Annotated in this window: 12 protein-coding genes and 1 tRNA gene; 8 read left to right on the top strand and 5 right to left on the bottom strand. The window is 61.6% G+C overall.

The genetic code is table 11. The features are described from left to right. Positions 1 to 71: 71 nt before the first annotated feature. Positions 72 to 1,043, bottom strand: a complete 972-nt coding sequence (locus ACYP01_RS29550; protein WP_459683589.1) for a pseudouridine synthase — start codon at positions 1,041 to 1,043, stop codon at positions 72 to 74. A gap of 188 nt (positions 1,044 to 1,231) precedes the next feature. Here ACYP01_RS29550 and ACYP01_RS29545 point away from each other — a divergent pair. Next, positions 1,232 to 1,304 (top strand) — tRNA-His (locus tag ACYP01_RS29545). A 300-nt stretch (positions 1,305 to 1,604) separates the two neighbouring features. Here the strand turns inward: ACYP01_RS29545 and ACYP01_RS29540 are convergent. Both ACYP01_RS29540 and ACYP01_RS29535 read right to left on the bottom strand, forming a co-directional pair. Then, a complete protein-coding gene (locus tag ACYP01_RS29540; RefSeq protein WP_175280099.1) occupies positions 1,605 to 2,702 on the bottom strand; it encodes a glycerophosphodiester phosphodiesterase family protein in 1,098 nt (365 codons plus the stop codon). A 62-nt stretch (positions 2,703 to 2,764) separates the two neighbouring features. Next, positions 2,765 to 3,607 (bottom strand): PE-PPE domain-containing protein, encoded by an 843-nt coding sequence (locus tag ACYP01_RS29535; RefSeq protein ID WP_459683587.1) that lies wholly within the window; start codon positions 3,605 to 3,607, stop codon positions 2,765 to 2,767. Positions 3,608 to 3,714: 107 nt separating this feature from the next. Here ACYP01_RS29535 and ACYP01_RS29530 point away from each other — a divergent pair, with 107 nt between their 5' ends. The 7 genes from ACYP01_RS29530 to ACYP01_RS29500 all read left to right on the top strand — a co-directional run bounded on the left by ACYP01_RS29530 (position 3,715) and on the right by ACYP01_RS29500 (position 8,369). Then, entirely contained in the window at positions 3,715 to 4,680 is a 966-nt protein-coding gene (locus tag ACYP01_RS29530; RefSeq protein WP_037132004.1) for an L-lactate dehydrogenase, read from the top strand. A gap of 40 nt (positions 4,681 to 4,720) precedes the next feature. Continuing rightward, complete coding sequence (locus ACYP01_RS29525) at positions 4,721 to 5,107, top strand: phage holin family protein (RefSeq protein WP_003945275.1); 387 nt, start codon at positions 4,721 to 4,723, stop codon at positions 5,105 to 5,107. Then, entirely contained in the window at positions 5,104 to 5,469 is a 366-nt protein-coding gene (locus tag ACYP01_RS29520) for a VOC family protein (protein ID WP_459683584.1), read from the top strand. The genes ACYP01_RS29525 and ACYP01_RS29520 overlap by 4 nt, the downstream gene beginning before the upstream one ends. A 75-nt stretch (positions 5,470 to 5,544) precedes the next feature. Beyond that, positions 5,545 to 6,021: an SRPBCC family protein gene (locus tag ACYP01_RS29515; protein ID WP_003945238.1), complete on the top strand. Its 477-nt coding sequence runs from the start codon at positions 5,545 to 5,547 to the stop codon at positions 6,019 to 6,021. A gap of 32 nt (positions 6,022 to 6,053) precedes the next feature. After that, positions 6,054 to 7,382: a WS/DGAT domain-containing protein gene (locus ACYP01_RS29510; RefSeq protein WP_459683581.1), complete on the top strand. Its 1,329-nt coding sequence runs from the start codon at positions 6,054 to 6,056 to the stop codon at positions 7,380 to 7,382. 20 nt (positions 7,383 to 7,402) lie between these two features. Further along, positions 7,403 to 7,966, top strand: coding sequence for a mismatch-specific DNA-glycosylase (locus tag ACYP01_RS29505; RefSeq protein WP_054826430.1), 564 nt, complete (start codon positions 7,403 to 7,405; stop codon positions 7,964 to 7,966). 52 nt (positions 7,967 to 8,018) lie between these two features. After that, complete coding sequence (locus ACYP01_RS29500; RefSeq protein ID WP_459683578.1) at positions 8,019 to 8,369, top strand: hypothetical protein; 351 nt, start codon at positions 8,019 to 8,021, stop codon at positions 8,367 to 8,369. Positions 8,370 to 8,430: 61 nt separating this feature from the next. On the opposite strand, the gene ACYP01_RS29495 is transcribed toward ACYP01_RS29500, so the two are convergent. Next, the gene (locus ACYP01_RS29495; protein ID WP_459683576.1) at positions 8,431 to 10,128 is read right to left on the bottom strand and encodes a fumarate hydratase; all 1,698 of its coding nucleotides are present in this window, start codon (positions 10,126 to 10,128) and stop codon (positions 8,431 to 8,433) included. 114 nt (positions 10,129 to 10,242) lie between these two features. Further along, positions 10,243 to 10,619: DNA glycosylase AlkZ-like family protein (locus ACYP01_RS29490; protein ID WP_459683574.1), on the bottom strand; the 377-nt coding region annotated here is incomplete at its 5' end.

Raw genomic sequence — 10,619 nt, 5'->3', positions numbered from 1 at the left:
CGCGGGGCGATTGTGCAGCCGCAGCGATAACTATTGTCGCGGCTGCACAATCGCCCCGCGGCTTCCGGTCTTCACCCCACTGGCATCTCGCTGAGCGTCCGACGTGTGACAAACCGCCGCGGTCTCCTCGACAACGGATCGGTGAATTCGAGTTCCCTCGCGAGCAATTGGAGTGGGAGAGAATGATCGTCGGGTGCGTCGGGCAGCAGGTCGGGGTATCGCCGGTCGCCCAGGATTCCGGCGCCGAGAGCCGCCAAATGCACCCGCAACTGGTGCATCCGTCCGGAGCGCGGACGTAGAACCGTGTGCAGCACTGTACGTCCGGAGCCGCTCACTCCCGTCCCTCGCGCCTCGATCAGAGTCTCGGAGTTAGGTTCACGGCTGTCGTCGACGAGGACCCGCAACTCGCCGCGCCGAGCTTCGATGTGGTTGCGGTAGACGAGGGGACCGTCGGATTCGGCGAACCCCGGTGCATCCTGGCCCCACCGGGACGGTCGCGCTGACACCGCCTCGTAGACCTTCGTGACCTGTCGCTTCTCGAACAACGACTGATATGCGCCGCGCGTCGCGGGGCGGGCCGAGAACATCACCACCCCTGCGGTGCCGCGGTCGAGCCGATGGATCGGGGTCAGATCTGGGTTGTCGAGGCGGACCCGCAGTCGGACGAGCGCCGACTCGCGCAGGTAGCGCCCGCTGGGGGTGGTCGGGAGAAAATGTGGTTTGTCGATCACGACGAGATCGTCGTCGACGTGCAGGATCTCCTCGTGGAACGGCACCGGGTCCTCCGCCGGCAACTCACGGTAGTACCAGACGAACCGGTGCGCGCTGAGTTCTGTGCTCCGGCGGATCGAGGTGCCGTCGATATCCACGAACTCGCCGTCCTCGAACCGCCGATACAGGTTTTCGGCGTCCAGATGGTCGAACTTGGCTACGACGTACTCGGCGATCGTCGCCCACGGCCCAGAGAGCGGGATGCGTAGGCGCGTCGGGCCAACCCCGTTCTTGACGGGCAGCGGTGGGGACATGGACACGCAGGTCATCATCCCATCGACTACTGGTCAGCGGTGATTCGGTGTGGCCTCGACGGGGACGTCCCCGCGGGGACGCGGAAACCGAACTCACAGCGGTGGTCGGTGTAGATCGTCTACTCGAAAATCAGTAGCGCGGACGAGATGCGGGCCCGTATGGTTCGGCAGAGAAAGATCGCAGTCGAAAAGCACTGCGGGCCATACCTTCTGTAGCTCAATTGGTGAGAGCACCCGACTGTGACTCGGGCGACGGCGGATCGTAACCGCCCAGAGGGACTCAGTTCAGATACGGCTGAGGTGAGGCCTCTAGGCGCAGAGACCGGCAGCCCTTTGCCTGCACAGTTGTCGAACGAGCCTGAGCCGGTATTCCCTGAATCGCCGGACAGCATTCCAGTCGCCGGCCATTTCCGCGTCGGCAAGTAGGTATTCGCAGTTGTCCAGTTGGTCCTTCAAAGACATCATCAGAATTCACCTCCGATCACCCGAGTAAGTACCTGTCCAGGATGCGGCCGACGGGACCCCGGGGACATCGGCCGTAGTACCTGTTCAGGTACCTGCTTCGGTGCGCGGTGGAGGCTACTTCTTGACCGCAGGTGCAGGTAGTGGCATGCCTCGCTCGGTCAGGACGGCTCGGAGACGATCGGGGTAATCGGTGATGATTCCGTCGACACCGAGGTCGATCAGGGCGTGCATGGTGGCGGGATCATCGACGGTCCACGGGATGACCTTCATGCCACGCGCATGTGCGCTCGCGATCATGTCGGCTGTCGGATAGAGGGTGAAACCGGGATCCCCGACCTTTCCGCCCTGCGGAGTTCCTTGGACAGGGGAGTAGGCGGAGGCACCAAAGGTTGCCACCGCAGCGATGCCGTCGCCACCGAAATCATCGATGTCCAGACCGCCGAGCCACGGTGATGCTCCGTCCTTGCCTACCTGGAGAAAGTCGCCATTGGTGAGCGCGACGACAGGCACACTCGGCGCGAGCTGACGGGTGAGCATGAGTGAGCCCCAGTCGAAGCTCTGAATGGTGACGCTGTCCAACAATCCGGCTGCCCGGATCGTGTCGAGAACAACAGAGACGAACTGCTCACGCGGGGCGGTCTCGTGAGGTGCTCCCGCTTCCACCTTGGTCTCGATGTTGAGCTTGATTCCGGGTGCGTTGTACGACTTCACCAGAGCGAGCACTTCTTCGAGTGTCTGCATTTTCGCTCCCGGAACATTTTGCTGCTCAGGGTATCCGGCAAGGGGGAGCGTGCCGCAGTCCATGGTCTTGATCTGTTGCAGGCTCAGCGTGTTGACGAATTTGCCGACGTACGGGAACTCCGGGTCGCCGGTAGTGGCGGGCTCGGTGTCGAGGCATTTCTTGTTCGAGATCTTGCGATCGTGCGTGACGACAGCGATCCCGTCCTCGGTGATCTGGGTATCGAGTTCCAGTGTGCTGACGCCCATTTCGAGGGCATTCGCGAACGCGGCCAGGCTGCTTTCCGTGTACAGGCCGAGCCCGCCGCGGTGGGCTTGGACGTCGAACGTCGAAACCGGCTGGGGCGCTGAACTACCGAACGAACCGGACCAGTCGAGACTGCCGGTTGGCGATGCGGCGGCCGGGGCCGCCAGGGCGGTGAGGGGGAGTGCGACGGTCACGGCGGCGCACGACAATATTCTGCTCAGTTGCATGAAAGGAACGTAGAGGCGTCGAATGGCTCGCCGGGGTTCGTTAGGTAAACTAACGGTAAAGGTCAGGCCGCGTGAATGTGCTGTCCGACGCCGCTCGCTTGGACCTTCATCCACGACGCCAGAACCTCACACCCGGTCAGGCCGCTCTCGTCGAGAGGTTCGATCGCGTAGCTGATGTGTCTACCGCCGCGAGGGTTCTTGAGCTGAAACCGGTTCAGGTTCAACTTCGTCGGCAGATAACCAAGTACTTCGAGGAACGCGGTGCGAAGGCGTCGTAGATCGGTACGCCACTGTTTGGGACTGAAACGAGTCTTCTGCGCATTCTGGAAAGCATTGCTACGAAGTAGTTCCCAAACCTTTCCTGCCCACACGCGTGCCTGCGAGAAGGACATCCAGCGCGTCAAGTCTGCGATGTCGCGAATGTAGCTGTCGTCGCTGGCATTACAGATCATGTCCTGCGGGTGCCCGATCCACTTGACCGGAATCCACGGCTGGATATCGGGTCCGTCGCCGGCAACTCCGTGTCCCTCACAACCTTCGATCACGCCTGCCGGTTGTTGAGGATCGGAGATCAGTCCGACTCCGATGATGTTGGCGCGGTTCAGCGTCGGAAGAGCCGAGCGGATCACGGTGCATCCCTGTGAGTATCCGATCAGCATGACCGGGCCGTCTGTCTGTGCGATTTCGGCGGTGAGGGCCTTCACACCCATCGCGGTGCTGTGCCGAAAGCTCAGGCCACCGTCGGCGACCGGACCGTACGATGCGGGATAAGCGACCCAGCGAGAATCGAATCGACTGTCGAGTTCGTCGGTGACGGCACTGAGGAGTCCGCGCACACGGGTGCCGTCGTCGCCGACGTGGGATTCGCCGGTGCCGCCAACTGCAAGAACGGTTACCTCAGCCATGCCAGCGATGATCCATGTCGATTCTGAGAGGTCGGCATCCAAACCCTGAGAAGAGACTGGCAATCCGTTGTGCTGCGAAATCGTTATGGAACGAGCACCATTTACCCATGACGACGCCGAATCGTTCATCCAGGCGAAAAGTGTCCGTTGTCGGTGCGGGAAGCGTCGGCACCGCAATTGCGTATGCGTGCCTGATACGCGGATCGGCCGACGCGCTCGCCCTCTACGACACCAACAGCGCAAAGGTCCGGGCCGAAGTTCTCGATCTCAACCACGGCACCCAGTTCACACCGCCGTGCACTGTCGACGGAGGCGATGACATCTCGGTCACCGCGGGATCCGACTTGGTCGTCGTCACCGCGGGCGCCAAACAGCATCCCGGTCAGTCGCGGCTCGAACTTGCCGCGGTGAACGTCAAGATCGCGCAGACACTGACCGAACAACTGTTGGCGGTGTCACCGGACGCGGTCCTTCTCTTCGTCACCAACCCGGTCGACGTGGCGACCTACGCAGCGATCCAGGCCGCGGGACCGTCGTACCGCGGCCGAATTTTCGGATCTGGGACCGTGCTGGACACGGCCCGATTGCGATTCCTGCTGGCTACCGAACTCGGAGTCGCGGTGGAGAACGTTCATGCCTTCATCGTGGGCGAGCACGGGGATTCCGAGATTCCGCTCTGGTCGAGCGCAACCATCGGCGGAGTGCCGGCAACCTCGTTCGTGGGACCGTCGGGTGGCGTCCTCGGCCCCGACCTACGCGCGAAAGTAGCGAAGTCTGTAGTCGAGAGTGCTTACGAGATCATCGAGGGTAAGGGTGCGACCAACCTCGCCATCGGATTGTCGAGCGCATTCATCGCGGAAGTCGTGTTGCGGGACGAACAACGGGTTCTGCCGGTGTCGACTTTGCAGAGCGGCGTCCACGGACTCGAGCACGTTTGCCTGTCCCTTCCCACGATGGTTGGTCGTGCTGGTGCCGGCCGAGTCCTCGAAGTACCGCTATCGGAAAGAGAGGCTTCGGGGCTCCGATCTTCTGCCCGGACATTGCGAGAGGTGCAGGAATCTCTGGGATTGTGAATATCTGTTCTCCTCGATATCCGACATATAGGATCAACAAATGATCAGCTTCCTGATTCGCGCCGCGATCTTCCTGGGTTCTGCCGCTGTCGGGCTTCTTGTTGCGTCGTTGATTCTTTCGGGCTTCTCGGCGCCCACATCCGGATTCATCGTTGCGGTCGTGATCTTTGCGATTGCGCAGTCGGTCCTGGCGCCGTTCATCGCCACGGTGGCAAAGCGCCATGCACCGGCATTTCTCGGCGGAATCGGATTGGTGTCGACATTTGTCGCGCTGTTGGTGGCGTCGCTCTTCTCCAATCTGTCGATCTCCGGTGTCTCGACGTGGATTCTGGGAACCGTCGTCGTGTGGCTGGTAACCGCCGTTGCGACGCTGGTTCTTCCGTTGTTGTTCGTGCGTAAGAAAGTTCAGGAGAAGAAGGCACAGTGACGCGCCCGAACATCGGCATGGACTACACAGTCCTGGACTGCCCGGATCCGGCTGCATTGGCCAACTTCTACGTCCAGGTCCTCGAGTGGAAAAGTGTTCGCGACGAGGATGATTGGCACGTGATCGAAGGGCCCGGCGGGGGGCGGCTCGCATTTCAGCTCGCTCCGGATTTTGTTCCGGTGGACTGGCCGACCTCCGGTGTCGGGATCCATCTGGATCTGTTCGTGGATTCTCTCGACCCCGCCGAGGCTTGGGTGATCAGCCTGGGTGCGCAGCGGGTGACCGACATTCCGGAACATCAGACTTTCCGCGTGTACCGCGACCCGGTCGGTCACTTTTTCTGCCTGTGCCTGCGGGACTGAGTGTCGACTCGCTCCGATCTCGTCGACCGTGGATAATTCCGAACACTTGTCACGCCCGAGAATTGGAGATCGACGATGGCTTCGCAGAATTCCGACGAATTCCTGGTAGAACGTACGACGATCGTCAAGGCAGAAGCACCGGTCGTCTTCGCGTTGATCAACGATTTCCATCAGTGGACTCAGTGGTCGCCGTGGGAAGGTCTCGACCCGGCGATGCAGCGTACGTACGCGGGTCCTGACGCGGGCGTCGGGGCTTCGTACGCCTGGGCGGGAAACAAGAAGGCGGGCTCCGGTTCGATGGTGATCACCGAATCCGTCCCGAATGAACGAGTAGTTTTGGACCTGGCCTTCCTCAAGCCGTTCAAGGCGCAGAACGTCACCACGTTTCTCATCTCGCCGAATTCCGGTGAAGTTCAGGTGACGTGGAAGATGACCGGAAAGAAGAATCTGTTCTTCAAGATCTTCGGTTTCATCTTCAGCATGGACAAGCTTGTCGGAAAGGATTTCGAGAAGGGCCTGTCCCAGCTGAAAGCTGCTGCAGAAAAGAGCTGACAAGCCGGTGGTACCGTCTCCCGGTGTTACGGATGACGCCCACCGATGCCCAAACCTTCTGGATTTCGGAGAAGATCCCGAACGATCAGCTGCTGCTCTACTGTTTCGACGGGCAGAGCCAGCACATGGACGAGCTACGACGCTCGGTGGTGGAAAGAGCGTCGCTCATTCCGGATCTCAATGTTCGGATTCGTGAATCACCGTGGCACCTCGACTATCCGGTGTGGGAGCCCATGCCGGTCGACGCCTCCTTGGCGAGAGTGCATGAGCTGCCCGAAAACTCGTGGCTCTCGTGCATTCACGGAATCGAGAAACTACTCGAGAACCACGTCGACCCGCGCGAGTCCCCGTGGACGCTGCACCTGTTTCACGGCGTCACCGGCGTCCCGCGCTGCAGTGGCCCGGCGCTCATCGCAGTTCTGCAGGTCGCTCATTCTCTGGCGGACGGCAAACGCGCGTCGGCGATTGCTCGCCAGCTGTTCTCGCCGCAACCGCCCGCAAAGCAGAAGACGGACGTGCGGCGTAGCGGAACAGCCGAGATTCTGGGCCGCGCCGTCCTGCGCCTTCCGGGGCAACTCGTTTCGCTGTTCCGCGACGGCCGGGCGGGGCACCGAGCACAGTTACAGCTCCAGGCGGACACCGAATCGGGAGTTGTTGCGCCGCAGGCGGCGAGCCGTCCCAAGGTGCGCTCGAACATCCCTCCCGGACCGCACCGACTGGTGCGCATGGTCGTGCGGGACAGCGCAGATTTCCGTGGCGACGGCGTATCCGTCACAGTCGGAGCGATGACAGCCATCTCGGTAGCGATGGCGAACTACCTCACCGAGCGAGACGGCTCGGTACCGCCCGAATTGGGAGCTGAGGTGACCATCGCCAAGGCAGGTACACCCACGGCGCGCAATCACTTCCGCAATGCAGGTGTCGGACTGTTCCCGGACGTCGATGATCTTCGTGAGCGAGCCCAACGGATAAAGGAGTCGATGGACGAGCGTCGCGCACGGGCATCCCACCCGTCCAGCGCAGCTTCGGATCTCGCGCTGAACGCGGTTCCCGGCCCGCTGGTCCGTTGGGGCGTGCAGCAATACGATTTCACGGCAGTGCCCGACGAGGTCACTGGAAACACCGTGGTGTCGAGTGTCGCGCGCGGTGACGCGGATCTGGTGCTCGGAGGCGGCGTCGTTCGGTTCACAGCTGGCTTCCCGAGTTTGTCACCGGTCATGTCGTTGACCCACGGCGTACACGGGATCGGGGACACTGTGACGATCAGCATCACCAGCAGTCCGGCCTCGATCCCGGACATCGACGTGTACGAGCAGATGATGCACGACGCGATCGACGAGGTGCGCGAAGCGCTGTCGTGACGGCCTGATGTACTGGCTGCATGGGATTCACGCGCGCCGAACTGGAATCGTTCCGAGACGCCGAGATCGAGGATCTGATCGGGCCGGATTGCCGGCTGTTGTTCGTCGGTATCAACCCGGGACTGTGGACTGCCGCAACAGGCGCGCATTTCGCCAGGCCGGGCAATCGGTTCTATCCGGCACTGCTGCGGGCAGGCATAATCGAGCATGCGATCGATCCTTCCGCGGGTATGTCGGACGCTGACACACAGCATCTGATCGATCGGGGAGTGGGCATCACCAATTTGGCGGTGCGGGCAACTGCGCGCGCCGATGAATTGACGTCGGAGGAACTCGCAACTGGCGGAGTTCGGGTCCGAAACATCGTGCGCGCAACCAATCCAGTAGTCGTTGCCTTCGCCGGGATCACCGCCTATCGAACAGCTTTCGGTGACAAGAAGGCGACGGCCGGGCGTCAGGACCGTGATTTCGAGGGGGCAAAACTGTGGATCGTGCCCAATCCCAGTGGTCTCAACGCACACGAGACGGTGGACACCTTGGCAGCGAAATATCGTTCCGCCGCATCCGAAGCCGGAATTCTCTGATAGAAGTCGCAGTTCCGTTCGGCCAGAACAAGGTACAAGTTAAAGTGCTTGTATGTCTGTTCTATACAACGTCTTTGTAGTGATTCACCTACTCGGCATGGCTGCCCTGGTCGGCAGCTACTTCACCGTCCTCAAGGCTCCTTCGATCACCGACGTCATGGTGTGGGGTGCCAGGATGCAGTTCGTGTCCGGCCTGATCATCGTCGGGTTGGGCGAAGGCGCCCTGGACAAGAACTACATTCACGCGAAAATTGCTGTGAAGCTGGTGCTTTCGCTGGTCATCGTGGCGCTTGCCGAGATCACCCGTGCGAAGCAGAAGAAGGGCCAGCCCAATCCGAATCTGGTACACGTCGTCGGCGGTTTGTCGATCGTGACCGTATTCGTGGCCGCGCTCTGGACCTGACCAAACACGAAAAAGAGCCCCGGCGATCGAAACTCGCCGGGGCTCTTTGCTGTTGACGTGTCTACAGACCCGGACGCTTACCGATCGTCAGGGTCACTTCACCGGTATGGGCGAAGAAGTCGTTGCCCTTGTCGTCGACGACGATGAACGCGGGGAAGTCCTCGACGTCGATCTTCCAGACGGCTTCCATCCCCAGTTCGGCGTACTCGAGGATGTCGACTTTCTTGATGCAGTCGAGTGCCAGGCGTGCTGCCGGTCCACCGATGGATCCGAGGTAGAAACCGCCGTGGGTGTTGCAGGCGTCGGTGACCTGCTTGGAGCGGTTTCCCTTGGCGAGCATGATCATCGAGCCACCGGCGGCCTGGAACTGCGCGACGTACGAGTCCATGCGGCCGGCCGTGGTCGGGCCGAACGAACCGGATGCCATACCGTCGGGTGTCTTGGCGGGGCCGGCGTAGTACACCGGGTGATCCTTGAGGTATTGGGGCATCTCTTCGCCTGCGTCGAGACGCTCTTTGATCTTGGCGTGCGCGATGTCGCGTGCCACGACGAGCGGACCGGTCAAGGAGAGACGAGTCTTCACCGGGTGCTTGGACAGCTCGGCGAGGATCTCGGCCATGGGCTTGGTGAGGTCGATCTTGACCGCAGCGCCCTTGCCGGTACCCGAAATGCCATCCGTCTCTTCGTCGAGCTGAGCGTCCGTGACCTCGGGCAGGAAACGGCCCGGGTTGAATTCGAGCTGTTCCAGGAACACGCCCTCCGGGGTGATCTTGGCCTTCGCCTGTCGATCTGCCGAGCAGGACACCGCAATGGCGACGGGCAACGAAGCGCCGTGGCGGGGGAGTCGAACGACGCGGACGTCGTGGCAGAAGTACTTACCGCCGAACTGTGCGCCGATGCCGATCTTCTGCGTGAGCTCGAAGACCTTCTTCTCGAGTTCGTGATCGCGGAAGCCGCGGCCCGTGATGGCGCCTTCGGTGGGCAATTCGTCGAGGTAGTGCGCGGACGCGTACTTGGCCGTCTTCATCGCGAACTCGGCCGAGGTACCGCCGACGACGATCGCGAGGTGGTACGGCGGGCAGGCCGCGGTGCCGAGTGAGCGGATCTTCGCCTCGAGGAACTGCATCATCGAGTCGGGGTTCAGGATCGCTTTGGTTTCCTGGTACAGGTAGGACTTGTTGGCGCTTCCGCCGCCCTTGGCCATGAAGAGGAACTTGTACGAGTTCTCATGTCCGGCAGCAGTATCGGCGTACAGCTCGATCTGCGCGGGCAAGTTGTTGCCAGTGTTCTTCTCGTCCCACATCGTGATGGGGGCGTTCTGCGAGTAGCGCAGGTTCAGACGCGTGTAGGCGTCGTAGACACCGCGGGCAATGGACTTCTCGTCGTCGCCGGGGGTGAGCACATGCTGTCCACGCTTGCCCATGACGATGGCGGTTCCGGTGTCCTGGCACATCGGCAGAACGCCGGCAGCGGCGATATTGGCGTTCTTGAGCAGATCGAGCGCGACGAACTTGTCGTTGTTCGACGCTTCGGGATCGTCGAGGATGCTCGCGAGTTGCGTCAGGTGATCCGTGCGCAGGTAATGAGAGATGTCGTGCAGCGCCGTTTCAGTCAGCAAGCGCATCGCTTCCGGCTCGACCTGCAGGAAGGTGCGGCCGTCCGGTCCCTCGACTGTCGACACCCCTTCGGTGGTGAGCAATCGGTACTCGGTGGTGTCATCACCGATCGGCAACAGGTCCTCATAGAGGAAGTCGGCCATCATCTCTCCTGAACAAGGGTGCGTGCGAAGGTCGCATTCAGGTTATCGTTGGGGGTTTCCTTCTCCGAATCGGGGCGGGTGTGAGCTGGAATTATCCGGATGCCACTGGCTCGATCAAGATACTTCGACCAGTTCGGAGAGCTCGACGCCGCGAAATTCGGCAAGTATTTCGGCCTGCTCGGCCACTGCTGCGCGGGCCGATCGTGACCACGTTCCCCACGGGGTGATCGCGACCTTCAGCTTCTTTCCGGATGCTCGTGGTCGCCACAATCCGGTGATCGTGCCACCGACCACCACCGTGCCCGGTCGCCCGAGGGTCGGCCACACCGTCTTCTGGGCGGTCGGATCGGGAACCAGGGTCTCCCGATCCTTGAGCTGTACATACGGATCGAAAGGCCCGAGCAAGCGCGTACTCGAATCGGTGGGGGAGCCGAACAAGTCTTCGCGGTCCTGTTCGAGAATCCACCGCTTCTCGCCGTTTACCTCGATCT

This window comes from Rhodococcus sp. no. 34, from assembly GCF_054589475.1.
The sequence above is the reverse complement of the archived record's forward strand: the minus strand, read 5'-3'. Positions and strand labels throughout refer to the sequence as shown.